Annotated in this window: 22 protein-coding genes; 8 read left to right on the top strand and 14 right to left on the bottom strand. The window is 64.5% G+C overall.

All coding sequences use genetic code 11. From position 1 onward, the window contains the following. Nucleotides 1-4 precede the first annotated feature (4 nt). Nucleotides 5-994, bottom strand: coding sequence for a proline dehydrogenase family protein (locus JGU71_RS18645; protein ID WP_199705797.1), 990 nt, complete (start codon nt 992-994; stop codon nt 5-7). Beyond that, a complete protein-coding gene (gene pruA, locus JGU71_RS18640) occupies nt 991-2,637 on the bottom strand; it encodes an L-glutamate gamma-semialdehyde dehydrogenase (protein WP_199705796.1) in 1,647 nt (548 codons plus the stop codon). Before pruA ends, JGU71_RS18645 begins: the two co-directional genes overlap by 4 nt. Nucleotides 2,638-3,109: 472 nt before the next feature. Between pruA and JGU71_RS18635 the strand changes: the two genes are divergently transcribed. Beyond that, nucleotides 3,110-4,426, top strand: a complete 1,317-nt coding sequence (locus tag JGU71_RS18635; RefSeq protein WP_199705795.1) for an HNH endonuclease signature motif containing protein — start codon at nt 3,110-3,112, stop codon at nt 4,424-4,426. Here JGU71_RS18635 and JGU71_RS18630 read toward each other — a convergent pair. The 5 genes from JGU71_RS18630 to JGU71_RS18610 all read right to left on the bottom strand — a co-directional run bounded on the left by JGU71_RS18630 (nt 4,423) and on the right by JGU71_RS18610 (nt 10,778). Continuing rightward, on the bottom strand, nt 4,423-5,931 hold the full coding sequence (locus JGU71_RS18630; RefSeq protein WP_199705794.1) for an ATP-dependent DNA ligase: 1,509 nt from the start codon (nt 5,929-5,931) through the stop codon (nt 4,423-4,425). The genes JGU71_RS18635 and JGU71_RS18630 overlap by 4 nt on opposite strands. 29 nt (nt 5,932-5,960) lie before the next feature. Continuing rightward, nucleotides 5,961-7,067 carry a succinyldiaminopimelate transaminase gene (dapC, locus tag JGU71_RS18625; protein ID WP_199705793.1) on the bottom strand — a complete coding sequence of 369 codons (1,107 nt, stop codon included), beginning with the start codon at nt 7,065-7,067 and terminating at the stop codon, nt 5,961-5,963. Continuing rightward, a complete protein-coding gene (fdxA, locus tag JGU71_RS18620) occupies nt 7,068-7,391 on the bottom strand; it encodes a ferredoxin (protein ID WP_199705792.1) in 324 nt (107 codons plus the stop codon). A 109-nt stretch (nt 7,392-7,500) separates the two neighbouring features. Continuing rightward, nucleotides 7,501-8,238 carry a hypothetical protein gene (locus JGU71_RS18615; RefSeq protein ID WP_233529749.1) on the bottom strand — a complete coding sequence of 246 codons (738 nt, stop codon included), beginning with the start codon at nt 8,236-8,238 and terminating at the stop codon, nt 7,501-7,503. After that, complete coding sequence (locus tag JGU71_RS18610; protein ID WP_199706073.1) at nt 8,235-10,778, bottom strand: bifunctional FO biosynthesis protein CofGH; 2,544 nt, start codon at nt 10,776-10,778, stop codon at nt 8,235-8,237. Before JGU71_RS18610 ends, JGU71_RS18615 begins: the two co-directional genes overlap by 4 nt. A gap of 129 nt (nt 10,779-10,907) precedes the next feature. Here JGU71_RS18610 and JGU71_RS18605 point away from each other — a divergent pair, with 129 nt between their 5' ends. Beyond that, complete coding sequence (locus tag JGU71_RS18605) at nt 10,908-11,387, top strand: PH domain-containing protein (RefSeq protein ID WP_199706072.1); 480 nt, start codon at nt 10,908-10,910, stop codon at nt 11,385-11,387. A gap of 1 nt (nt 11,388) precedes the next feature. Here JGU71_RS18605 and JGU71_RS18600 read toward each other — a convergent pair whose 3' ends face one another. Beyond that, nucleotides 11,389-12,216: an NAD(P)H-binding protein gene (locus tag JGU71_RS18600; protein ID WP_307829717.1), complete on the bottom strand. Its 828-nt coding sequence runs from the start codon at nt 12,214-12,216 to the stop codon at nt 11,389-11,391. A 60-nt stretch (nt 12,217-12,276) separates the two neighbouring features. On the opposite strand from JGU71_RS18600, the gene JGU71_RS18595 reads away from it, so the two are divergent. From JGU71_RS18595 to JGU71_RS18585, 3 genes are read left to right on the top strand one after another with little or no spacing between them, the layout of a single operon-like run. Further along, a complete protein-coding gene (locus tag JGU71_RS18595; RefSeq protein ID WP_199705791.1) occupies nt 12,277-13,050 on the top strand; it encodes a TetR/AcrR family transcriptional regulator in 774 nt (257 codons plus the stop codon). Further along, nucleotides 13,047-14,576 carry a PH domain-containing protein gene (locus JGU71_RS18590; RefSeq protein WP_199705790.1) on the top strand — a complete coding sequence of 510 codons (1,530 nt, stop codon included), beginning with the start codon at nt 13,047-13,049 and terminating at the stop codon, nt 14,574-14,576. The genes JGU71_RS18595 and JGU71_RS18590 overlap by 4 nt, the downstream gene beginning before the upstream one ends. A 15-nt stretch (nt 14,577-14,591) precedes the next feature. After that, a complete protein-coding gene (locus tag JGU71_RS18585; protein ID WP_199705789.1) occupies nt 14,592-17,624 on the top strand; it encodes an alpha-mannosidase in 3,033 nt (1,010 codons plus the stop codon). Here JGU71_RS18585 and JGU71_RS18580 read toward each other — a convergent pair. Beyond that, the gene (locus JGU71_RS18580; protein ID WP_199705788.1) at nt 17,621-19,099 is read right to left on the bottom strand and encodes an amino acid permease; all 1,479 of its coding nucleotides are present in this window, start codon (nt 19,097-19,099) and stop codon (nt 17,621-17,623) included. The genes JGU71_RS18585 and JGU71_RS18580 overlap by 4 nt on opposite strands. A 155-nt stretch (nt 19,100-19,254) precedes the next feature. On the opposite strand from JGU71_RS18580, the gene JGU71_RS18575 reads away from it, so the two are divergent. Then, nucleotides 19,255-19,839 (top strand): helix-turn-helix domain-containing protein, encoded by a 585-nt coding sequence (locus JGU71_RS18575; RefSeq protein WP_199705787.1) that lies wholly within the window; start codon nt 19,255-19,257, stop codon nt 19,837-19,839. Nucleotides 19,840-19,868: 29 nt separating this feature from the next. On the opposite strand, the gene JGU71_RS18570 is transcribed toward JGU71_RS18575, so the two are convergent. Further along, nucleotides 19,869-20,345 carry an FCD domain-containing protein gene (locus JGU71_RS18570; RefSeq protein ID WP_199705786.1) on the bottom strand — a complete coding sequence of 159 codons (477 nt, stop codon included), beginning with the start codon at nt 20,343-20,345 and terminating at the stop codon, nt 19,869-19,871. Nucleotides 20,346-20,456: 111 nt separating this feature from the next. Between JGU71_RS18570 and JGU71_RS18565 the strand changes: the two genes are divergently transcribed. Continuing rightward, a complete protein-coding gene (locus JGU71_RS18565; protein ID WP_199706070.1) occupies nt 20,457-21,164 on the top strand; it encodes a FadR/GntR family transcriptional regulator in 708 nt (235 codons plus the stop codon). A 3-nt stretch (nt 21,165-21,167) separates the two neighbouring features. Here JGU71_RS18565 and JGU71_RS18560 read toward each other — a convergent pair whose 3' ends face one another. After that, nucleotides 21,168-22,010: a serine/threonine-protein kinase gene (locus tag JGU71_RS18560; protein ID WP_199705785.1), complete on the bottom strand. Its 843-nt coding sequence runs from the start codon at nt 22,008-22,010 to the stop codon at nt 21,168-21,170. A 56-nt stretch (nt 22,011-22,066) separates the two neighbouring features. On the opposite strand from JGU71_RS18560, the gene JGU71_RS18555 reads away from it, so the two are divergent. Beyond that, nucleotides 22,067-22,774, top strand: a complete 708-nt coding sequence (locus JGU71_RS18555; protein WP_199705784.1) for a uracil-DNA glycosylase — start codon at nt 22,067-22,069, stop codon at nt 22,772-22,774. Here JGU71_RS18555 and JGU71_RS18550 read toward each other — a convergent pair. Genes JGU71_RS18550 through JGU71_RS18540 form a run of 3 tightly spaced genes read right to left on the bottom strand, consistent with a single transcriptional unit; the run spans nt 22,764 to nt 25,839 of the window. Beyond that, on the bottom strand, nt 22,764-23,144 hold the full coding sequence (locus tag JGU71_RS18550) for a hypothetical protein (protein WP_199705783.1): 381 nt from the start codon (nt 23,142-23,144) through the stop codon (nt 22,764-22,766). The genes JGU71_RS18555 and JGU71_RS18550 overlap by 11 nt on opposite strands. Next, nucleotides 23,141-24,046 (bottom strand): N-acetyl-1-D-myo-inositol-2-amino-2-deoxy-alpha-D-glucopyranoside deacetylase, encoded by a 906-nt coding sequence (mshB, locus tag JGU71_RS18545; protein WP_199705782.1) that lies wholly within the window; start codon nt 24,044-24,046, stop codon nt 23,141-23,143. Before mshB ends, JGU71_RS18550 begins: the two co-directional genes overlap by 4 nt. Continuing rightward, nucleotides 24,043-25,839, bottom strand: a complete 1,797-nt coding sequence (locus JGU71_RS18540; protein WP_199705781.1) for an ABC transporter family substrate-binding protein — start codon at nt 25,837-25,839, stop codon at nt 24,043-24,045. The genes mshB and JGU71_RS18540 overlap by 4 nt, the downstream gene beginning before the upstream one ends. Nucleotides 25,840-25,855 lie beyond the last annotated feature (16 nt).

Here is a 25,855-nt window from a genome sequence, read left to right as displayed (position 1 = left end):
CGACTCACCGTACCGTCGCGATCGAACGGAGGAAGAACCTGAGGTTCGACGGTCGCTCGGCAAGCCTGCGCATGAAGTAGCCGTACCACTGCGCGCCGTACGGCACGTAGACGCGCATCGTGTATCCCTCGGCCGCGAGACGCAGTTGCTCGACGTCACGGATACCGAACAGCATCTGTTGCTCGAAGGTGTCGCGGCCGCGGTCGGTGCGGCGGGTCATATCGCCTGCAGCAGCGATGATTTCGGGATCGTGCGACGCGACCATCGGATAGCCGGCGCCGAGCATCAGGATCTCGAGACAACGTCGATACGACGCATCGACCTCCGACCTGCTCTGGTAGGCAACCGATTCCGGCTCCCTGTACGCGCCTTTGCAGAGCCGAATGCGCGAGCCCGGACCTGCCAGCTCCCGGCAGTCGGCTTCGGTTCGCCGCAGATACGACTGCAGAACCGCACCGAGCCAGGGAAACTCGGTTCGCAACTCACGGACGATCCGCAACGTCGAGTCGGTGGTGGTGTGATCCTCGGCGTCGATCGTCACCCAGATCCCAAGCCGCTGAGCATGTTCGCACACCGTCCGCGCGTTCTGCGTCGCGATCTTGTCGCCGTCGACCGGTAGTGCCTGACCGAGCGCAGAGAGTTTCATCGACACTTCGAGTGGCGCGATCTCGTTGTTCGGATTCATCGAGGCCGGCAGTCGCAAGCCTGCCAAGTCGTCGAGCAGGGCGAGATACTCGCCCACTGTCGCCTCCGCCTGTGCGCGGTCGGTGGTGTCTTCGCCGAGAAAGTCGATGCTGATCACGCGTCCCGATTCGAGGAGTGCTGCAACGACCTTCAATACCTCCGGCCGCGTCTCGCCCGCGATGAAGCGAGTGACGATCCGCCTTGTCACCGGCGCTTTTGTCAACGCCGCCTTCAGCTTCGACGAGCGCGCTGCCGCAAGGATCGCAGGCCGGAGTGGATTGGACAGCCGCGGATTCGACAGGATGGTCATGCCGATCCACCCTGCATGTGGGGGTACCGGTAGTCGGTCGGCGGAACGAACGTTTCCTTGATCGTGCGGGGAGATGTCCAGCGCAGCAGGTTCAGTGGCGATCCGGCCTTGTCGTTGGTTCCCGATGCCCGCGCGCCGCCGAAGGGTTGCTGCCCGACGACGGCTCCCGTCGGTTTGTCGTTGATGTAGAAGTTCCCGGCGGCGAATCGTAAAGCCTGCGAAGCGGTTTCGACGGCGTAGCGGTCGTCCGCGAGTACGGCACCGGTCAGCGCGTATGGCGCGGCCGAATGCACCTCCGCGAGAACAGCTTCGAACGAGCCCGCCACCGAATCGTCGTAGACGTGCACGCTGAGGATCGGGCCGAAGTACTCGGTGGCGAATGCCTCGTCGTGCGGATCGGTCGCCAGCAAAACGGTCGGCCGCACGAAGTAGCCCTCGGCATCGTCGTAGCTGCCGCCGACCGCGATCTCGACTCCCGCTGCAGCCCTTGCCCGTTCGATCGCAGCGACGTTCTTGTCGTAGGCCCGACGGTCGATCAGGGCACCACCGAAGTTGGACAGGTCGGTCACGTCGCCGTAGGTCAATTCGTCGACCTCCGCCAGAAAGTCGGCACTCATCCGGTTCCACACCGAGCGCGCAATGTAGGCGCGTGACGCTGCCGAACATTTCTGACCTTGATACTCGAACGCGCCGCGAACAAGAGCGGTCCGCACTGCGTCAGGATTCGCCGACGAGTGCGCGACAACGAAGTCTTTCCCACCCGTCTCCCCTACCACTCTGGGATAGCTGCGGTAGCCGCCGATGTTCTCGCCGACCTTGCGCCACAGGTACTGAAAAGTCTTGGTGGATCCGGTGAAATGGATACCCGCAAGCCGCCGGTCCACCAGCGCGACCTCCGACAGAGCGGTCCCGTTGCCGGTCACCAGATTGATCACGCCGGGTGGCAAGCCAGCGGCTTCGAGGAGTCGCATCGTCGCGTATGCCGCGACCGTCTGGGTCGGCGATGGTTTCCAGACGACCGTATTGCCCATCAATGCCGGTGCTGTCGGGAGATTGCCCGCGATCGCAGTGAAGTTGAACGGCGTGATGGCGTAGACGAACCCTTCGAGCGGTCGGTACTCGAGCCTGTTCCATACCCCGGGCGACGACATCGGTTGCTGCGCAATGATGTCGCGCGCGAAGGCGACGTTGAACCGCCAGAAGTCGACCAGCTCGCACGGCGCATCGATCTCGGCCTGTTGCACGCTTTTCGACTGCCCGAGCATCGTTGCCGCCGCGATCGTCTCGCGCCACGGTCCCGCGAGTAGGTCCGCCGCCCGGAGCAGCACAGCAGCGCGCTCGTCGAACGGCAACGCTCGCCAATCCGCAGCTGCGGCCGTCGCGGCGTCGATCGCGGCAGCAGCCTCGGCCTGGGTCGTCTCGGAGATTGTGCCGAGTACCTGGCTGTGCCGGTGTGGTGCCACGACGTCGGACCGCGCGCCACTGCCCGCGCGACGTTGGCCGGCGATCACCAACGGAACGTCGACGGGGTTGTCGGCGACCGTGGTTAGCGCCGCTTCGAGCCTTTCGCGCTCGGGGCTACCCGGTGCATAGGAATGGACGGGCTCGTTGACTGGCGACGGAACCGCTGTAATCGCGTCCATACTCCAGGCTAACCCCAGGGCCGAACAGTTGCGTGGCGACTGCGTAGTTCGACTCGATGCACGGATGTTCGGTACGTCCCCGCGGGGACGCGCGGGCTGGGTCCCGACGTCCCCGCGGGGACGCTCGATGGCCCGTTCGTGTCGGTGACGCGACTGCTCGGTGTCCGGGCAACGATTGGACTTGGTGCGGAAATCGGCGTGCGGCTGATCGTTGGTGTCGTCTCGTGTCACCCGCCGCGCCACTTGACGTCCCCGCGGGGACGTTTCGGCCGATCCGTTTCGTCGGTGGGTCAGGCGTTCGGGTATCGACGAGCCTGGTGTTCGAGTCGGCCTTGGCCTGATCGCGGAGCTGGTCGGATCTGTTCGATGCCCGCGTCCGGGCGTCCCCGCGGGGACGTTTCGTCGATCATTTCTTGTCGGTGGGTCGCGGTAGGTTTGTCGAACATCAGTTCTATCGAAACGGGGAGATTCGATGAACACCACAGAACTACCGACAGACCACCCGACACAACGGCCGATCGAGGAGATCGAAACCGAAATCTGTTCTCTCGCCGGGCAAATCGCCGCCGCCACCGCACGATTCCTGGTCCTGCTGGCCGAATTCGACGCCCGCCGCGGCTGGGCCGGCTGGCAACTGCACTCCGCCGCCCACTGGCTGTCCTGGAAAGCCGGTATCAGCCTGCACACCGCCCGTGAACAGGTCCGCGTCGCGAACGCCGTCACCGTATTACCGCGGATCGCGCAGGCATTCGCCGAGGGCCGGGTGTCCTATTCCAAAGTTCGTGCTCTCACCCGGGTCGCGACACCGCACACCGAAGAATCGTTGCTGCGCATCGCCCTGCAATCACCCGCCGCGCATCTGGACCGACTCGTCCGCGGCCTCGTCAAACAAGCCCGCACCCCGGATGACACCAACAACAACACCGACACCGACCGCGCTCGTGGGCGGTGGTTCTTCGACGACGATGGCTACCTGGTGGTGATGGCCCGATTCCTTCCCGAGGACGGGGCCCGATTCCTCGCCGCCCTCACCCGCGCCGAGTGTGAACGGACCCGCACCGACGACAACGAGCCGGATCTGACCGCACCGGCACCCTCGAATCCGGTTCCGGCGATGGTGGCGATGGCCGAGACCCTGTGCACCGCCGAGTCTCCGGTCGTGTCTCCGTCCGCGGATGTGTTGGTTCATGTCGGTCCCGACGGGACACCACTGGACGCTCCGCATGCTCATCTCGACGATGGACCCGGCCTCGATTCGCAGACTCTGGAGGCGGTGTTGTGTACCGCGTCGGTGCGGCTGATCCGGCACGGGCGTCTCGGACCGACCATCGCCTGGGATAAGTCTCGACGTCGGCCGAGTCGAACCCTGCTGCGGCAGTTGTTGATCCGGGATCGGTGCTGCACGGTTCCGGGCTGTGGCCGCACGAGGTTTCTGCATGCGCATCACGTTGTCTACTATTCGCGGGTTGGTCCGACCGATCTCGACAATCTGACCCTGCTCTGCGGTGAGCATCACCGCGCGTTGCACGACGGGCTGTTCACCATTACTGCCGACGGCAATCAGCGCTTCACCTTCGCAGACCTCGACGGACGCAGAATCGACTACGCCCCACTGCTGTCCGGCGACGTCGACGACCTCACCCACCGCTACCACTACGTCGATCCCGATGCCGTCACGGCCGACTGGTCCGGCGAACCCCTCGATGCCAGCTTCGCCACCGACGTCCTGCTCCGCAACTGGGACCTCGAGCAACGCCGACGCGACGCAGCGTTGGCAACGGCGGCCTAACCCGGCAGCAGACCTCGGACCGTGTCGATAGTGTCGGCATCACGGGCATCCTTGTCGGGTCGGTACCGCAGGACCCGTGCGAATCGCAGCGCCACTCCCCCTGGATACCGCCGACTCACCTGCACGCCGTCCAACTCGATCTCGACGACGATCTCCGGACGTAGGTACACCGTCTGGGCGTCGCGGCTGCTCTCGTGTTTCGGGAATTCCTCCGTCTGCCACGCGAGCAGCTTGTCGGTGAGGCCTTTGAAGGTCTTGCCGACCATGATCGGCGGGCCGCCGTCGGGGTCGCGCGCGCCGAGATGCAGGTTGGACAGCAACCCCGTCCGTCGCCCGTATCCCCACTCGGCGCCGAGCACAATTAGGTCGATCGTATGGACCTGCTTCACCTTCTGCCACGTTCGACCGCGACGTCCAGCGGCGTACGGCGCAGCGAGCGATTTCACCATGACGCCTTCGTGACCGTCGCGCAGGGCAGCAACCAGATAGTCGGTCGCTGCCTCGTCGGTCGGCCGTTGCACCGACGGAATTCGATGGTCCGGCGCCGCTCGTTCGAGCGCGTCGAGCCTGGCCGACAACGGTTCGTCGAGCAGGTCGACCCCGTCGAGGTACAGACAATCGAAGAAGTAGGGGTGCAAGAGCAATTCGCCTGTGTCAGCACCGAATCGGCTCATCGTTTCCTGGAACGGCCGGGGACGGCCACTGTCGGCGAGAGCAAGAGTTTCGCCGTCGAGTACGACGGACTCGCACGGCAAGGCTTGCACGAGCGAGACCAACTCCGGGACGCTCGGCGTGATCTCGCGCAGGGTGCGGGTAAAGATTCGGACCTCGTCGCCGTTGCGGTGCACCTGAATTCGGGCGCCGTCCATCTTGTACTCGACGCTGATATCGGCGCCGAGTTCGGCGAGTGCATCAGCAAGTCCCTCGGCAGGCGAGGCCAGCATCGGCTGCACAGGACGCCCGACTTCGAGCTCGAACTTCGACAGTTCGTCGAGGCCTCCGCGCAACGCCGCGACCGCCGTCGTCGGCAGTGCGCCGGACAACATAAACGCCCGACGTACCGGGGCGATCGGCAGGCCGGCGGCAGTAGCGACAGCGTCGGTCATGATTCCGACCAGCGCGCCCTGCCGCAGTTCGCCGGTAAGCAGACGGATCACAAAGCTCTGCTCCTCGGCTGTCGCAGCCGCGAAGAGTTCGCCGACGAGTTCACGTCTACGCAGCACCGATCCCGCACCGGACAACCCGGCAAGCTCCTCGATCATTTCGTCGACCGCCATAACCGTGAGCGACGGTGCATCCGCAGGATCGACACGCAGATCGGTCAGCGTGCGCCACCCGGTGCCGATCCGCCGCTGCCGAGGTTCGCCCGCAAGCCACGCGACGGCCGGTTCGATCTCCTCCGGCGCCAAGGCCCGCAGCAACGTGGCCAGCGATTCGATCTTGGCCTTCCGCGAACGAGTACTACCGACCGCGGCTGAGGTGGCGACTATCTCGGCAAAGAGCACACCCCCATAGTTGCCTACTCCACCGACAACTAACCCTCCGACAGCCTGTCCACGGCCGCTGCGATCCGCTCGTCCGTAGCGGTCAACGCGATCCGCACATGCTTCGCGCCGCTCGGACCGTAGAACTCGCCTGGGGCGACGAGGATCCCGAGCTCGGCGAACCAGTCGACCGTCGTGCGGCATGTTTCGCCGCGCGTGGTCCACAGGTAGAGGCCGGCTTCGGAAAGATCGACCTGGAAGCCCGCATCACGAAGCGCGGCAAGCAGGGCCGTCCGCCGTGCGCGGTAGCGTTCGCGCTGCTGAGACTCGTGTTCGTCGGTGTTCAACGCCGCCGTCATCGCTGCCTGCACCGGGAACGGCACCATCATTCCCGCGTGTTTGCGGACCGCGAGCAATTCGGCAACCAGGGCGGCGTCACCCGTGACGAAGCCGGCACGGTAACTCGCGAGGTTGGAAGTCTTCGACAGCGAGTGGATGGCAAGCAGTCCTGTGTGGTCGCCGTCGCAGACTCGGTCGTCGAGTATCGACGGCGCCTCGCCCTCCCAGGTGAGGCCTAGGTAGCACTCGTCGGATGCCACGATCGCACCACGCTCACGGGCGTAGGCGACAACCTTGCGGAGATGGTCGACGGGCAGCACCTTGCCGGTCGGGTTGGACGGCGAGTTGACGAAGATCAGCGCAGGCGAATCCGGGCCGAGCTGTGTCAACCCGTCGGCGCGGACAACTCGCGCCCCAGCCAACAACGCGCCGACCTCATAGGTCGGGTAAGCGAGTTCCGGAGTGACGACAAGGTCGTCGGGACCGAGGCCGAGCAACCGCGGTAGCCAGGCGATGAGTTCTTTGGTGCCGATGACCGGCAGCACAGCCTGCTCGTCGAGACCTGTTATGCCGTAGCGCCGCTGCAACGATTCGACGGCGGCAACCCGCAGCTCGCGGGTGCCGTGTGTCGTCGGGTAGCCCGACACCGCCGAGACCGACGCCAACGCGTCACGGATAGTCCCGTCGACCGGATCTACCGGCGTACCGACCGAGAGATCGACGATCCCGTCCGGATGGGACTGCGCCAGCGCTTTCGCGGAAGCAATTGTGTCCCAAGGAAAATCGGGCAGGATGGCCGAAACCGGCGTGCGGGCCAACTAGCCCTCGCTCATGGGCGGCAGAGCCTTGACGAACGGCGGATCGTAGTCGACCTTCCCGAGCTTCGCGGCGCCGCCAGGCGAGCCGAGCTCGTCGAAGAAATCGACATTTGCGTTGATGTATCCGGTCCACTGATCCGGGGTGTCGTCTTCGTAGAAGATCGCTTCAACCGGGCAGACCGGCTCGCACGCCCCACAGTCGACGCATTCGTCGGGATGGATGTAGAGCATCCGACCACCCTCGTAGATGCAATCAACGGGGCACTCTTCGATGCATGCCTTATCCAACACATCTACGCACGGTTCAGCGATGATGTAGGTCACTGGCCTGCTCTCCTTGTTCCGAAACGTTGCTCGACAACCCTCACGCGCGCGGTAAACCGCCCGTGGACAGTATCCCCGCCCACGTCGGCCCTACCGTTGTAAGTCTGCCCTAACTGGCTGCGATCCATTGTTGGCCGGCTTTCGCCGCCCGTGACAACGCACCGAATTCACCGAAGTAGTCGGCGACGACGCCGACCGCCGGAAGCATCCCGAACAGCCGAAAGATCTTTTTCGGCCGCGGCCGTTTGCCGAGTTCGTCGGTGATCCCACGCACGATCTTCGTGATTCGCCACAACGCCTTTGCCAGGGCGAACGGCGTCCACTTGCTGTCCTGCTCGGCCTCGGCAAGCTGTCCCGCCGCCGCAGCTGCCTTTGCCGACGCGCCGCCGATATTTCGCTGACACAGCACGGCCGCTATCAGTTCGACCTGCTTGTGCTGATCGACGATCCCGTATTCCCGCGCGACGGCACAGAGCACGATCGATTGGTTTGCGAAACCGAGCGCATCCTGCAGCGGCAGGCGTTGCAACAGCGCACCGAACACACCCGGATACGCGACGACCAGGTTGTTCAACGCACCGACGCGACGGACCCACCACGCCGAGCGCTCGTGCAGACTCATCCCCTCCCAGGACTTCGTGCCAGGTACGTCTGCGGTGTTCAACACCCACGCCATGGCATCCAAGCCGCGATCGACGACGGAATCACCGGATGGTTCGGTCCGCTTCGTCCGGCCTCGCAACCCGAGCGGATCGATCGTCGAAAGCACGTCGAGCACCGGGTTGATGACCCACACCGCCCGACCGAGGACGGCCGCGACCTCTTTGTCCGTGATCGCTTCGCTCACGCGACGTGGACCTTGTCCGCGTAGGCAGTGGTGCGCTGCCGAGCCGGACGGTCGATGCCTTCGGCGATCGCGCGCAACTCGGCGACCGACTTCGACGAACCGTGTTCCGACCCGGCCATCCGAGAAATGGTCTCTTCCATCAAAGTTCCCCCAAGATCGTTGGCACCGCCCGCGAGCATCACGCGACTGCCGGTGACCCCTAGTTTGACCCAGCTGACCTGAATGTTGTCGATGCTGCCGTGCAACATTATTCGAGCGAGCGCGTGCACCGCGCGGTTATCGCGATTGGTCGGTCCTGGTCGGGCAGCGCCCGCAAGGTAGAGCGGCGAGGACTGATGCACGAACGGCAGCGGCACGAACTCGGTGAATCCGCCTGTCTTGTCCTGGATTCCGCGCAGTACGCGCAGGTGTCCGACCCAGTGCTTCGGATTGTCGACGTGGCCGTACATCATCGTCGAGCTGGACCGGAGACCGACCTGGTGTGCGGTGGTGACGACGTCGACCCAGGTCGCGGTCGGCAGTTTGCCCTTGGTGAGGATCCAGCGAACCTCGTCGTCGAGGATCTCGGCCGCCGTACCGGGAATGGTGTCGAGACCTGCCTCGCGAAGATCGATGAGCCAGTCACGAACGCTCTGTCCACCACGTGCCGCGCCGTTGACGATCTCCATCGGGCTGAAGGCGTGGACGTGCATCGAGGGCACTCGGTTCTTCACCGCGCGAACCAGATCCGCATACCCGGTGGCGGGCAGTTCGGGATCGATACCACCCTGCATGCAGACCTCGGTCGCACCTTGGACATGCGCCTCCCACGCCCGGTCGGCGACGTCGTCCATCGACAGCGTGAACGCGTCGGCGTCGCCCTTTCGCTGCGCGAAGGCACAGAACCGGCAGCCGGTGTAGCAGATGTTGGTGAAGTTGATGTTTCGGTTGACGACGTAGGTGACGGTGTCGCCGACCGCCTCCTTTCGGAGCGCATCGGCAAGTGCAACAACAGCTTCCAACCCCGGACCCTCGGCCGTCGCGAGGGCGAGGTACTCGTCGTCGGTGCAGCCTGCCGGATTACGCTCCGCCGAGCGAAGTGCCGCAACGAGATCGGTGTCGACGCGGACGGGAGCCGCCAGCGACAGCACCTGCTCTCGAACGGTGTCCCAGTCGCCGAACGCGCTACCGAGGTCGCTGCGGGTTTCGGTGTTGCGACCGTCGGTATCGATCGACGCGTTCAGGTCGGTGCGCCCGGTCGACTCCCACGATTCGTCCGGTTCCTGCCACGGTAGCCCGACCGGCAAGGTGTCGAGTTTCGCAAGCCCGGTCTCCGGATCGGCGAGCGCCTGCACGTGTGCTGTGATGCGCGGATCTATCCACGGATGACCGGCAAGGACGTACTTCGGTTGTGCGGCAGTGCGTTCGGTCAGCGTGTAGCCGGCCGCGGCGGTGATCTCGGCAAGCGTGTCCAGGTTCGGCCACGGGCGTTCCGGATTCACATGGTCGGGCGTGAGCGGCGACACGCCACCCCAGTCGTCGACTCCCGCACCGATGAGCGCAAGGCACTCGGTGTTGGAGACGAGGTTCGGCGGCGCCTGGATCCGCATGCCAGGACCGAGCAGTAGCCGCGCAACGGCGATCGTCGCGGTGAACTCTGCGATTCCTGCGTCTGGTGCGCCGCGCATCACCGTGTCGGACTTCGCGAGGAAGTTCTGCACGATCACTTCCTGCACATGCCCGAAAGCCTTGTGCGACTTTCGGATTGCCATGATCGACTCGGCGCGATCGGTCAGCGTCTCACCGATGCCGACGAGGATGCCCGTCGTGAACGGCACACTCAGTCGCCCTGCGTCGGTAAGGGTTCGGAGTCGAACCGCCGGGTCCTTGTCGGGACTTCCGTAGTGGCACTGCCCTTTTTCGGTGAACAGCCGGGTCGACGTCGTCTCGAGCATCATCCCCATCGACGGCGCAACGGGTTTGAGCCGGGAGATCTCCTCCCAGCTCAGCACACCCGGATTCAGATGCGGCAGCAGGCCGGTCTCCTCGAGCACACGAATCGACATGGCGCGCAGGTAATCCAGTGTCGAGTCGTAGCCACGGGCGTCGAGCCATTCCTTCGCTTCCGGCCAGCGCGCCTCGGGTCGGTCCCCGAGCGTGAACAACGCTTCCTTGCAACCCAACTCGGCACCGCGGCGAGCGATCTCGAGTACCTCGTCCGGCTCGAGGAAAGCGCCGTGCCCTTCGGCCCGCAGTTTGCCGGGCACGGTGACGAACGTGCAGTAGTGGCACTTGTCGCGGCACAGCCGCGTCAGCGGGATGAACACCTTGCGCGAGTACGTGACCGTCTTCGGTCGGCCTGCGGCCTCCAAACCAGCGTCACGGACTCGCGCGGCACTCAGACAGAGGTCCCGCAGATCGGCGTCGCGCGCCTGCAGCAGCACAACGGCCTCGTCGACGTTCAGGGTCGCCCCATCCCGTGCCCGTCGCAGCGCACGGCGCATCGCGGACGGGGTCGGCACAGTCGGTGGTGCGGCGGGCAAGATCGGGTCCGGCAGCAGGGTCACGGTTCGATCATGCGCCACTACCTACCCGCCCTGCCACCGGGAGGGTCGTTCCCCAGGTCCGCGCACGATCGTGGACGATGGCTGTATGACTCCGATCGTGACGCTGTGACTCCGACCGTGACGATGGCCGACCCCGCCTGGCGACCGAGCCCGAAGGCCAAAGCGCTGTGGGCCATCAACGCGGCTCTGCTGTGGGTTGTCCCCTTCGTCGCTCAGATCGTATGGGCAATCGTCGACGGCGACGCTACGTCGGCGGTACACGTTGGAGTGTTCGCCGCGAGCGTGGTCCTCGCTGCTGCTCACATCGGTGGCGTGCCGATGTGGCGGTATGCGGTCCATCGCTGGGAGGTGAGCGACACCGCGGTCTACACCCGAACCGGCTGGTTCACGCAGGAGCGCCGCATCGCTCCGATCTCCCGCGTCCAGACCGTCGACACCGAGCGTGGACCTATCGGTCGGATGCTCGGCTTGGCCACAGTCACGGTGACGACCGCATCGTCGGCCGGGGCGGTCAAGATAACCGCGTTGGACAACGAGGTCGCCGATCGCACCGTCGCGCAGCTCACCGAGATCGCGGCCAGAAACACCAGCGACGCAACCTGATTCAGCGAAACGCCGCGACATTGGCAGCGGCCCATTGCGCGAACGTCGTTCCTGGCCTGCCGGTGATCTCGGCTACGGTCTGGACCGCGAGTTGCGGTGCCTCGACCAGCGACGCCACCCCGTCGACGTACCAGCGGGCGTATTCGCCCATGCCTGCTGCCAACTCGGCTACCGCGGCCTCGTGGTCGAGTTCGACGTAGGAGATCTCGCGCCCGAGGACGGAGGCGATCGCCGCGAGCTTCTCGTCGCGGCGCAGGCACTCCGGACCGGTCAGCTCGTAAGACTTGCCGACGTGGGAATCGTCGAGGATGGCATGGGCGGCGACCGCGGCAATGTCGGACAGGTCGATGGCCGCATTGGCCGCGGCGCGATAGCCGTCGCGTACGCGGTCAGTCGTTCGGATCTGATCGGACCACATCAGGTAGTTGTCCATAAATTCGCCGGGTTCGAGATGCGTCCACCCCAGCGAGGACGCTTCGACCGCCGTCTCGATCGGCTCCCATCCCGTCCCGACGGCACCGGCGAGGTCGACGATGCGGCCCACGCCCGCCTGTTCCGCCAGCGCGACTGCGTCCGTCACGGTCGGCGGATGCGGCGCGAGGTAAAGCACGTCGACGCCGCGCAGCGCTTGTTCCAGCGTGTCGAGTCGGCCGACGAATCCGGTCACGACGTCGACCTCCGCCGGCAGGGCAGCGCTCTCTGGATCTGTCGTCAGGGCCCGCACGTCGGTTGCGCCGAGGCGCAGCAGTTCATCGACGACCAGCCTGCCGACGTTGCGTGTCGCGCCTGTGACCAGCACCTTCATGGACACCCCTTTGTCGTATGACATACGAATTCAGTTCTTGTCGTAGGGTATACGAAAATCAGGCGGACAGGGAAGGTTGTGGCAATGGAACACAGCGGTACCGGCGATCCCGACCGGATCCTGCCGCTGCTGTGGCGACATCATGCGACCTCTCCCGATCGGCCGGCAGCCGGGCGTAGACCGAAGCTGACGGTCGACGACGTTGTGGGCACAGCCATCGCCATCGCCGACGCCGACGGCCTCGCGGCGGTGTCCATGAACCGGGTCGCCACTGCCCTCGGCGTAGGAACGATGACGTTGTATACGTACGCGCCATCGAAGGGCGAACTGCTCGACCTGATGGTCGACGCGCTCCTGGTAGCAAAGGCGTTGCCTGCGCCCGGCGAACCACGCCCCGCCTCGTGGCGCGAGCAGATCGAGCTCTACGCGAAGGCCACACTCGCCCAGTACCACCAGCATCCGTGGCTCGGCCAGATTTCGACCGTCCGTCCGCCGATCGGCCCCGGCATGCTCGCCGACAGCGAATACGTGCTCTCGACGCTTGTCGACCTGCAGCTGAGCGCACGCGAGACAACTGCAGCCGCGGAGGCCATCACGACATTCGTCACGGCAACGGCGGCGACCGAGAGCGAAGCGGCCGACCTCGAACGACGAACGGGCCAGACGAACGACGCCTGGTGGGGCGATCGCGACCGGCTCTGGCGGGATTACTTCGACCCGAAACGTCACCCGACGATGAACGCTGTCTGGAACGCGGGTGGGTTCGATTCGTCGACGGAGCAGGCGATGTCGGGCGCTCACGCTTTCGGGCTTGCTCGACTACTCGACGGCATCGAAGCCGGTAGTTTCGAGACATGACAGACCTGGTGCCCGACGAAGCTTCGGGATCGGAAGCCATCGCCGCCGAACAGGAGCAGCCGTGGCTGCGGTTGGACAAGCGCATGCTGCTGGTCCATCCGGTGAACGAGGCAGTCAAATTCCTGCCCGTGCTGCTTGCGTCCTTCTTCATCGGGGCTCAGAGCGGCAACCACATGTGGAGCCTCGTCGCACTTGCGGTAATCGTGACGTTTGCTCTATTGCGCTGGTTCACAACGAGTTATCGCATCGGCGCGGTTCACATCGAGCTTCGCACCGGACTGTTCCAGAAGAAGTTGCTGTCGATACCGCGCACCCGGATTCGCTCCGTCGACTCCGAGGCAAGCCTGCTGCACAGGGTGCTCGGGCTCTCCATTGTGCGGATCGGCACAGGTACACAAGCCGGGACCGGTGACGAGAAATTTCTGCTGAACGCCCTCGATGCGTCGCTCGTACCCGGCCTGCGGGCCGCGCTACTGACCAAACCCGCTCCGCAGGAGACTGATTCGCTGGACAAGGCCCAACCACCGGTCGCCGCAACAGAAATCGCGCACTTCTCACCGAGTTGGGTCAAGTACGCGCCGTTTTCCTCGACCGGCGTCGTTGCAATCCTCGCGGCTGTCGGCATCGCCTTCCAATACGGCCTCGGTCAGCGCATCGCAGACTCCAGCGTCGTGTCCGACAGTGTCGACGCAGGAGCACGTTTCGGAATTGTCGTCGTCGTGGTCGTCGGCCTGCTGCTGCTCCTGCTGCTTGCCAGCATCTTCGCGTGCGTCCGCTACCTGCTGACCTACGGCGGTTTGGAGGTGATCGACGACGGTCGCGTCCTCCACGTCAATCACGGATTGCTCAAGACCCGGCAGACCTCGTTGGATCGGGCTCGGCTGCGCGGCGCAACATTGAAAGAGCCTCTGCTGCTACGCCTCGCGGGTGGCGCGAACCTCGACGGCATCATGACCGGCGTGAGCGCGGAGAAGCAGGAGTCCTCGCTTGTGCTGCCGCAAGCACCAGCGGCGCAGGCTCGTCGTGTGCTCGCACAGTTGATCGGCGACGCGACACAGGGCACAGCAGCACTCACCTCGCACGGACCGATTGCGCTGCGCCGCAGGTTCACCCGGGCCCTGCTGCCACTCGTCGCCGTTGTCGTCGGGTTGCTCGTCGCACAGGTCGCTGGGTGGGACGTCCCCTGGTACGTCTGGATCGCCATGGTCGTTGCCACCGTCGCGGCGATAGGGCTGGCCTGGGACCGCTATCGCGGCCTCGGTCACGTGATACTGCCCGGTTGGCTTGTCACACAGAGCGGTTCGCTCGATCGAGATCGCGACTGCCTGGAGTCCGCGGGAATCATCGGCTGGACGGTTCGGCAGAGCTTCTTTCAACGACGAGCGGGCGTGGCAACGATCGTCGCGGCGACGGCGGCTGGAAAACGGCACTACGAGGTCCTCGACCTGCCGATCGGCGATGCCTGGGCACTCGTCGACGCCGTCACGCCCGGTGCAGGCGATATCTGGGTGCGTGCCGACCGATAAAGCTAGGGTCGGGCCATGCACGACAACCGCCAGCTTGTCGAAGGACGCCTCGCTCGATTCAACGACGAACGCGTGACGCCGGCCGTCTATCAGGCCTTCGCTCCGGTGACGATCACCGCGTGGACCGTCCCCGACGAGCCCGTGCCGTTCGCCGACGCGGTGCGGCAGAAGTATTCGCCGATCGACATCGGGACCGCATGGGGCAAACCGTGGGGAACGATGTGGATCCACGCAACCGGGTCCATCCCCGAGGAATGGCTCGACGCACGGGGCAGGCTCCCCCGCGGCCTCGCCACCGAGTTGCTCGTCGACCCCGGCTTCACGGGCGGGCCGGGATTCAACGCCGAGGGTCTGGTGTTTCGACCCGACGGCAGTACCGTCAAGGCGATTTCGCCGTACAACGCGTACGTGCCTGTCGATCACCGTCAACCACTCGACGTCTACATCGAAGCTGCAGCGAATCCCGACATCGGGATCTCCGGATTCCGGCCGACAGCGTTGGGCGACAAGGCAACCGCGGGCGACGGTCCGATCTACAAGCTAGCGCGAGTGCAGTTCGCACTGCGCAACACCGTGGTTTGGGAATTGCAGCAGGACATCGCCGTCCTCGGCGGGCTGATGCACGCACTGCCCGTCGATCTGCCGCGCAGGCACGAGATCCTGCGGGCGTTCGAGCGCATGCTCGACATCGTCGACCCCGAGGATGTCGCGGGTACAGCGGCAGCGGGTCGGGCAGCATTGGCCGAGGCGTTCGCCAAGCCCGCATATGCGAGCGCGCACAACCTGATCGCCGTCGGCCACGCACACATCGACTCCGCGTGGCTGTGGCCGATTCGAGAGACGATCCGCAAATGTGCGCGCACGTTTTCGAACATGGTCGACCTGATGGACCGCTACCCGGACTTCACCTTCGCCTGCTCATCGGCTCAGCAGTTCGCCTGGATCAAGGAGCACTACCCCGAGCTTTTCACTCGCATCAAGGCCAAAGTTCGTGCAGGCCAGTTCATTCCGGTCGGCAGCATGTGGGTCGAGGCCGACACGAACATGCCGGGCGGTGAAGCGATGGCGCGACAGTTCGTCGCAGGCAAACGCTTCTTTCTCGACGAGTTCGGCCTCGACACGCTAGAGGCGTGGCTGCCCGACTCGTTCGGCTACTCCGCTGCTCTGCCGCAGATCGTCAAATCGGCTGGTGCCGACTACTTTCTGACGCAGAAGATCTCCTGGAATCAGACCAACAGGATGCCGCACCACACCTTTGCCTGGGAAGGTATCGACGGCACCCGAGTCTTCACTCATTTTCCGCCGGTCGACAAGTACAACTCGGAGTTGCACGCCAACGACCTCGCGCACGCGCAGAGCAACTATCGCGAGCAGGGCGTCGGCACCGTCTCGCTGATCCCGTTCGGGTACGGCGACGGCGGTGGTGGCGCGACCCGGGAGATGCTGGCCGTCACCGAGCGTGTCCGATCGCTCGAAGGTTCTCCGACAATGGAACTCGGCACCCCGATCGACTTCTTCCGCCGAGCCGAGGCGGAATACCCGACTCCCCCTGTGTGGTCCGGCGAGCTGTATCTCGAGATCCACCGCGGAACCTATACGACACAGGCGAATACGAAGCAGGGCAACCGGCGTAGCGAACACTTGCTGCGCGAGGCCGAACTCTGGGCAGCTACGGCGAGCGTCAGGGCCGGTGTCGAGTATCCATATGCCGAACTCGAGGAGATCTGGCACCTGGTGCTGCTGCAGCAATTCCACGACATTCTGCCCGGCAGTTCGATCGCGTGGGTACACCACGACGCAGAACGCAACTACGCGGCCATCGCAGGGCGGCTGGAGAAGGTGATCGCCGCCGCGCTCGCAACACTTAGCGGTATCGGTGGCGGCAAGGGCACCGGCCGCGGCCGAAAGGCATTGACCTTCAACGCGGGACCATACGAACGCGACGGCGTCGCAAGCCTCGGCGCAGGCATCGCCGAGCCGGCCGACGCGGTCGTCCCGCAGAAGTATCGCCGTGGGTACGTTCTCGACAACGGCGTGCTTCGCGCGGTGATCTCGGCGAAAGGTCTGATCACGTCTCTGACGGACTACGCGACCGGACGCGAAGCGATAGCGCCAGGCACGGTCGGCAATCTGCTGCAGCTACATCGTGACATCCCGAATCAGTGGGACGCCTGGGACATCGACGAGTTCTATCGTCGCAACGTCACCGATCTGACAACGGTCGAAAACCTGTCGGTCGACGGCGACGAGGTGGTCGTCGAGCGGGTGTTCGGGAAGTCGAGAATCACGCAACGACTCCGGCTCGGGGCGGGTTCGGCTGCTCTCGAGATCGTCAACGACATCGACTGGCAGGAAAGCCAGAAGTTGCTCAAGCTGGCATTTCCTGTCGACGTCCACGCCGATCGCAGCGCGTCGGAAACGCAGTTCGGGCACGTCTTTCGGCCGACACATTCGAACACCTCATGGGATGTCGCGAAGTTCGAGATCTGCGCGCACCGCTGGGTGCATGTCGGCGAACCGGGTTACGGCGTTGCGGTGGCCAATGATTCGACCTACGGCCACGACATCGGGCGACGCACCCGCGACGACGGCGGAACGACGACGACGATCCGCCTGTCGCTGTTGCGTGCGCCGCACTATCCCGATCCGACGGCCGATCTCGGGCACCATGTCTTGCGGGTGTCGATAAGTCCCGGCGCTACCATCGCCGACGCGGTCGCGGAGGGCTATCGAATGAATCTGCGGCCGCGAACTGTTCGCGGCACCGAGTCCTCGGTGGAACCGCTTGTACGCGTGTCGAATCCGGCCGTCGTCGTCGAGGCGGTGAAGCTGGCGGAGGATCGCAGCGGTGACGTGATCGTCAGACTGTACGAATCTCGCGGTGGCAGAGCAGATACGACGCTGACCGCGGGGTTCGACTACTCCGCTTTCGAGTGCACCGACCTGTTGGAGCGGACCACCGATGGCCCTGCAACGGAAGGTGCCGAAGGCGCAATCACGTTGCGCCTTCGGCCTTTCCAACTGGTGACGTTGCGCTTCGGTACCTAGTTCTTCTCGTCACCCTCCACCGGCAGGTTCGCCACGACCGGGTATTCACCGGTGTAGCCGACCCGCTCCTGCGCGACCCTCATCACCTTGTCGCGCACGAGATACCAGCCGCCGATCAACGACGGGATGATGATCAGAATTGCGTAGAAGTTCCACACGTTCTCGTAACACATAAGAACGGTGACCGCGCCGAGGAAGATGAGCGTCGCGTAACTCGAATACGGCGCGAGCGGCGTCCGGAACGCTGGTCGCGTCAAGATGCCCTTCTGTGCCCACCGGTACATCTGGATCTGGCACGCGACGATCATGGCCCACGACGAGATGATGCCGAGCGCAGCCAGGTCGAGTGCGATGTTGAACGCTTCTGCAGGAACGATCAGGTTGAGCACGATGCCGAACAGCGTGATCACGCCGGTCAGCGCGATACCGCCGAATGGCACACCGTTTTTGTTCATCTTTCCGGTGAATGCCGGTGCGCTGCCGTTCATTGCCATCGAACGCAGGATGCGCCCGGTGGAGTAGAGGCCGGCGTTGAGGCTGGACAATGCAGCGGTGAACACGACCAGGTTCATGATGCCGCCTGCAGCGGGAACGCCGATGCGTGAGAAGAACGACACGAACGGACTGGTACCTGCCTGGTACACGGTGTACGGCAGCAGCAGTGCGAGCAGCACGAGCGAGCCGACGTAGAAGACCGCGATACGGGCGATCACCGAGTTGATGGCACGCGGCATGATCTTCGCCGGATTCTCGGTTTCACCAGCTGCTGTGCCGACCAGTTCGACTGCGGCGTAAGCGAAGATGACGCCCGTCGTCACGACGATCAGTGACCAGATTCCTTCTGGGAACAAACCGCCGTTGTCTCGCAGGATCGTGAAGCCGGTGTCCTGGCCCTCGATCTTGTAGCGCCCGCCGAGGAACACAAGTCCGACGACGAGGAACGTCATAAGTGCGACGACCTTGATCAGTGCGGCCCAGAACTCCATCTCGCCGAACACCTTGACCGAGATCATGTTCATCCCGAGCACCAGAATCAGTGCGATCAAGGCGATCAGCCACTGCGGAATGACGTCGAACATCCCCCAGTAGTGGATGTAGAGCGCGATTGCGGTGACGTCGACGATGGCTGTCATCGCCCAGTTGAAGAAGTACAACCAGCCTGCGACGAACGCGGACTTCTCACCGAAGAATTCGCGGGCGTAGGAGACGAACGATCCCGACGACGGTCGGTGCAGAACGAGCTCACCGAGACATCGCAGGATCAGGAACACGAACACGCCACAGACGGCATAGACGAGGAAGAGACCGGGGCCCGCCTCGTGCAAACGGCTGCCTGCTCCCATAAAGAGGCCGGTGCCGATCGCTCCGCCGATCGCGATCATCTGGAGCTGACGTGGCTTGAGACCCTTGTGATATCCCTCGTCCTCGTGGGCAAGGGATGAATTGTCGTACCCGGTTGTCGGCGTTGCGGTCATTGTTGTCCTCGCAAGATGGTCGGGATCGCCCTGGTAGAAACAGCGGTGGTCGAAACGGTGGTGGTCGAAACTGGGTTGGTCAAACGTTTGATGGCTCTATAGTTTTGACAACGTAGTTCGTCATGGAGAGTTCGGGAAGAGAATGTGTGTAAAGAATGAGTGACCTGACTCGAGACCGTTCGGTACGGACGGTCGGCGGCCAGCAACTCGGCCGAGCGATACGCACTATGCGCCGAGAGCGCTCCCTGACGTTGACTCAACTCAGCGAACGCAGTGGCTTGTCCGCGCCGTTCCTGAGTCAAGTCGAAAACAACCGCGCGAACCCGTCGTTGGCGTCGCTCGCGCTCATCGCGGCCGCACTGGAGTGCGCCACCATCGACATCATCGGCGCCGCGGACGCCGGCCGAATCGTCGAAATCACTTCCGCACCGCCGTTGTTCGACGATGGCGATCGATCGCTCAACCCCCGCGGTGGCGAGGTGAACGTCGTCGAGTCCCGACGCCGCGAGGGCGGGGAAACTGTGCCCGTGCGGCACCGGCACGATTGCGTTCTCTACGTTGCCCGCGGCGATGTCGACATCACCGTCACACCGCCGAGCGGTCCGCAGGTCCATCGCCTCGACGCGGGTGCCAGCGTCGTGTGTGCGGCAGGTGTGCCCTACCACTGGTCGGCGGTCAGTGGCGAAGCCATCGTTCTTGCGATCAGGGTCGACGACAGGGTGGTCGCGCGGCACGAGTGATGCCGTTCGGCTTTGCGGCCCAGTCGGATTCATGCGACATCCACCGCCGAGTTCGCAACCGCGCCACGTGTCGCACTGACAAGCGCGTGCATGCCTGCGACAGCCGAGTCCGGATCGCTTGCAGCGATACGGTCTATCACCGCTTCGAGTCCCTGGTGCATCCCTTCGCGGATCGGCCAGAGTGCGGCGGCGATGTCCACGTGACGAGTCAACGCGTTCCACAGTTCATAGGCAACCACGTCGAGGACGTCGTTGCCGCTGGATTCGATCAATCCGGCATACGTTGCGGCAAGCAGACTTTCCCAGACTTCTGGGTCTCTTTCGGCGCCGAGCAACCGGCCGAGTTCACCGAGTGAGCGGATCTGCTCGGGGGCTGCGCGCAGCGCCGCGACTTCTGCGGCTTCGGTCGCGATCGACGCCCAGGCGTCCACAAGTTCGCCTCTGGACATGGTGTCGGCGAACGACATCGTCAGATGACCGACTGTCAGGCTGTCAGACAGGTTCACGTCTCATATGGTGTACGACACATGGACGGGAGTCAATACCTGAGTAGAACCTGAGCGACATATTCTGGAAGTCGGGTTGACCTGGGAGTAATGATGAGCAAAAGTTCACACATGAACCTGTCCGACAGCTGGGCCGACCGACAGCCGACCTCGTCACGCGTCGGTGCAGCAGAGGCTGTACTTGCCGATCTCCGAGCCGCAATCGAGAACGGTGACCTGCCCGTCGGAACCAAACTGCCTGCCGAAGCAACGCTTTCTGCCCGCTACAGCGTCAGTCGATCCGTCGTTCGCGAGGCCCTACGCTCGAGCACCGCACTGGGATTTACCGAAACACACACCGGCAAAGGCACTTTCGTCATCTCCGATCGCCCTCGATCCGAGCCGGTGTTCGGCGAGTACTCGGCAGGGGCGCTCCGCGAAGCCCGACCCCACATCGAGGTGCCCGCCGCCGGCTTCGCCGCACTACGCCGAACCGATGTACAACTCGCCCAACTACGCGAGCTGGTCGACAAGATGGATGCGGAAACCGATCCCGCCGAATGGGTTCGACTCGACGGCGAGTTCCACCTCGCGATCGCGGCGGCAAGCGGCAACGGTGTGTTCGCGGCCGTTGTCGGCGAACTTCGCGACGCGCTGTCCCAACAGTCGAAGATGATCAACAAGCTGTCCAAACGGCAGCAGGCATCGGGTGTCGAGCATCGCGTCATACTCGACGCCATTGCCGACGGCTCCTACGAAGGCGCGGCCAACGCGATGTCGGACCACCTACGCATCGTCGAAAGCACGGTTGTATCGCTGTTTCCCGCAAGCACGGAGTAGGCGTCAGTAGAACCCGCGAAGGGCGTGAGTGACGAGTTCGACGAACTCGCTGCACGAGGTGTAGCGCTGCCCTGGCTGCTTCGCCAACGCGCGGCTGATGATCGGATCGACCGTCGCAGGTATCCACCGGCGACGGCGTGACAGCACCGGTGGCGGCGAGGAGATCTGCGCACTGGTGATCGCGAACATGTTCGGCAGCGGAAACGGCGGCTTACCGGTCAACAGCTCGACGGTCGACGACGCGAGCGCATAGACGTCGGTCGCAACCGAAAGCGGTTGAGCCTGCAGGACTTCCGGTGCTGCGTAGGGCAGCGATCCGACGATGTGGCCGCTCAGCCCGCGCGGTCGGGTGTTGTCGATCATGCGGGCGATCCCGAAATCGGTCAGCACCGCGTTACGCGGAGCCGCATGTGCGATAAGAAAATTCGACGGCTTCACGTCCCGATGCAGCACACCCCGCGCGTGCGCGTAGTCCAGTCCCGCAGCCATCTGCGCAAGCACCCCGAGCACGAGCGCCAGGTCCGGACGGGCCCGCGGTCGCGGAATCAAGGCTGTGCCGCTTACGCCGAAGATGTACTGCATCGTCATCCACTGCTGACCGTCGTAGTCGCCGAAATCGTGGACGTCGACGATGTTCGGATGCTCGAGCATCTTCGCGATGTCGAATTCGCACCGAAACCGTGCCCGGACCGCCTCGTGCACAACGACGTCGGGGTTGAGAATCTTCAGCGCTTCCAGCTCACCCGTACGTGTGTTCTCCGCAAGATAGACCGTGCTTGTGCCACCGCGACCGAGCACGACGCGCACGACGCAGTCCGATATGCGTTGATCGGGCTGCAGCAACATGCCTCAGATTATGACCGCATCCGCGGCCCCGGACGACGCGAAGGCACGATGTAGGGGTGAAGCCGCGCTCGATCGCCGACCTCGATGCTGCAGTCGCGACGTGTCGTGCGTGTCCACGCCTCGTCACATGGCGGGAACAGATCGCCCGCGAAAAACGCGCTGCCTTCCGCGAACAGACGTACTGGGGACGAGCGGTTCCCGGTTTCGGACCCGACGATGCGGCGTTGCTCATCGTCGGACTTGCACCCGCGGCGCACGGTGCGAACCGGACCGGACGGATGTTCACCGGCGACCGCAGTGGTGACGTGTTGTATGCGGCATTGCACGCGGTGGGGTTGGCCAACCAACCGACCTCGGTCGCCATCGACGACGGTCTGCTCCTGCGCGGCACCCGAATCACCGCACCCGTGCACTGCGCTCCCCCGGACAACAAACCGACGACCGACGAGCGCGATCGCTGCAGAACCTGGCTCGACCTGGAATTGAGTTTGCTGGCACCGACGATTCGAGCGGTCGTCGTGCTCGGTGGATTCGGTTGGCAGGCCTTGCTTCCCGTGCTGTCCGATGCTGGCTGGACGGTGCCGAAACCGCGACCGAAGTTCGGCCACGGCGTGCACTACGAATTGCCGGGAACTCGTCCGCTGCATGTGTTCGGCAGCTATCACGTGAGCCAGCAGAACACCTTCACCGGCCGTCTGACGCCAGTGATGTTGGAGGCGGTGTTGGCCGATGCAGCTGCGGCTGCCGGACTTGCTAGGACGTGATTGGAGCTGGAAACGGTTGCTGCGCATATCTGTACAGCAACCCCGCAGCCGGAAGGACGCCGAGCGCGAACAGCAGCAGTGTCGGCCACTCCCAGGTCAGAACGACGTCGTTACCCGGCCCGCCCATCATGCCGAGCAGAAACCCGATCACCCACGCGAGCAGCGGCGCGGCGACGAAACCCAGTCTGTCGCTGACGTTTCGCGCGAGCATGACAAGTGCGACGTTGACGAACGCCGCGACAACCGCACTGATCGGGAACGGCGTCGCTCCGAGATAGGTCGGCAGGTAGAGCATTTGAAGTATCGCTGCCAGAAACCCGTCGAATACGAGTACACCGAGCGCGATGGTCCCGACCAGGTCCGGCTTCATAGTGAACCTGCTTCCGGTAGCCCTGCGAACAGGTCGTGTTCACGGCCGTCCGACCCGAGCGGGCCGATCTGCCCGCGGACGAGAATGTAGTGCTCGTTGGTGAGGATCGGCGCGATCAGGTTGTTGGACAACGCGTATTCGGTGCCGCTGGCAGCGACGGTCACCTGGGTCGCATGCGCACGCAGCGCCGACCGCTTCGCGTCGAGCGCCGTCTGCACGTCGATCACGGTTGTCACCGATTCCGATGGGACGGTGCACAGTTCGTCGATGCGCGGTGCCGACCATTCCGGCGGAACGACCTCGATCGCAGCGATCGCCGACAGGAGTTCGCCGGCGTCGACGACTGTCCAGTAGAACTTCGCCGGATCCCATGCAGCGCCGGCTTCCGGGAAAAGATCGGTACCTGCGGCCTCGACAGCCGCCGTCGTGATCCGATGTGCCTGAATATGATCCGGGTGGCCGTAACCACCGACAGGGTCGTAGCCGACGACCACGTCAGGACGCAGTTCCCGAATGACGCCGACGAGTGCGGCGACGGCCTCCCCCTCGTCCGCGTTGACGAAGGCACGCGGGTTGGCTGCCGACGGGGTGCCTGCCATACCCGAATCCCGCCATCGGCCCGCCGCGGAAAGGAACCGAGGTCTCCTCGCCCCGAGTTCGCGAAGAGCCGCAGTCAATTCGAGAATCCGGTAGCCACCAAGCTGATTCGCGCGATCGGCAACCAACTCCGACCACTGCTCGCCGATCACTTCGCCCTCTTCACCGAGCGTGCACGTCAGGACTGTCACCTCGACGCCGAGGCTCGTGTAGTGGGCGATCGTGCCACCGGTTGTGATGGTCTCGTCGTCGGGGTGCGCGTGCACGAGCAGCAGCCGTCGAGTCGGTGTTGGTGCCGGAGTCACCCTTCCCGCCTGGACCAACTGTCTGCATCGGCAAAGATGCCGACTTGGATCGCGCCTGTCAGCGACACTCCTTCGACGCCGGAACCCGCCGCGACGACGGTCGTGTCCTGCAGGATCGGCAGTACTGTCGACAACTCCCAGAGCTTCGGCTCCAGTTGCGCCGCAACGGCAACGATGTCGGCCGGCCCACGCAACGTCGAATCGATCACCGGCTGCAGCGACGGATCACACGCACCGGACAGATTGCTCGGCGCCCGGCTGTTGGGAGCCTCCTGCGGCGCGGACGGAGTCGGAGTCGTGTCGGGGCCGGGAGTGGACGGCGCCCCCGGTGTGGTCGTCGGCGAGCATCCGAAACGCGACGCCAGTGCGGTCGCTCGATCGGAACCAGAGCGAACCCAGCCGACGATCGCGTCGATCTCCCGATCGACAAGTGCGTCGCCGTAGAGGTCCGACGCAGGTAGTCGCACCGTCGAGGCATCGATTCCTGCGGCACGCAGTTGGTCGACGGCCGTGCTCGCGACGGCAGCCGCCACATCGTCTTCCTCGGGAGTGCCGATGCGCAACGTCAGCGCATCGCCGTCCTTGGTGATCCGGCCGACACCTGGCGGGATCTCGCCAGGAACAGGGCTCGTCGAGGCCGGCGCCGCGTCCTGCCGGACATAGCCGGCCGACGCAAGCAACGCGAACGCCTGGTCGCGGTCCAACTGCGGCGGTGCGGTCGGCGTATAGCCCGCATCCGACGGCGAAAGTATCTGCGCGCGAGCAGGTTCGACCGTCGCCCTGCTACCGGCGCCGACCGTCGCCAGCAGCGCCGGATCGAGCATCCCGAGTACGCCTGCACGGACCCGTACGTCGGTCAGCTCACCCACACGAGCATTGAGCGCCAACTGCAGTACCCGCGGCTGAAAGATGGTTGCCGTACGCACCTCGGGGATGGCCGAGAGTTGCGCAGCCACCGCGTTTCCGCCGTGAATGACGGCGATCTGCGCGTCGTCGGACCGTATCGAATCCGCAAGCTGCGCAGGCGCTCCCGCGCGTCGCATCAGGATCTGGTCGGGCTTGGCAGGCGCGTCCCAGAATCGATCGTTGCGTTCGAGAACAACTTCGTCACGACCGCGGTCGATCGATTTGATATGAAAATGGCCGCCGGACACCGGAATACTCTCGGCCAGTCCGCGTGCGAAGCCGCCGGGCGAATCCTTGACCAGGTGCGCGGGAAGCAAGTTCGTGAACAGTTCGCGCCACGCCGGGTAGGGGCTGTCCATCGTCACCGTTACCGTCTTGCCGCCGCCGGAGGACCCGACATCGCGAATCCGTCCATAGCCGGCTGCGTCGACCGTTCCGGGCTCTTTGATCATCTGCTGCCAGAGGTAGAGAAAATCCTCGGCGGCGATCGGTGCTCCGTCGGACCACTGCGCTTCGTTGCGAATCTGGTAGGTGATCGTGAACGGATCCTGCGACGTCACGTCTGCCGACACCATCATGGTCGGATCGAGGTTCCACTGCGTCGTACCCGGACCGCCTTCGCCGACAACCGGACGGAAGGGGCTCGGTAGAACGAGCGCCGCCACAGCGGAGTTGGTCGGCGACTGGTCGGCGAGCAGATGCGGGTTGAAACCGACGCCGACGTCGTCGATCGCGACGACGACCGTATTACGGGTCGCAATCGCGGTCGGCGGGTTCGGGCTGTCGGTGCTTTCGATCGGTGGAGGAGGATCGGCAGTGCACCCGGTGACGCTCAGCGCACAGACGGCAACTGCCGTCGCGATGCGTCGCGCTACCCGAGTCTGCACATACCCTCCTTCGACA

It is taken from the genome of Antrihabitans stalagmiti (genome assembly GCF_016482825.1).
Taxonomy (GTDB): Bacteria; Actinomycetota; Actinomycetes; order Mycobacteriales; family Mycobacteriaceae; genus Antrihabitans; species Antrihabitans stalagmiti.
This window is presented reverse-complemented; position numbering and strand designations above follow the sequence as displayed.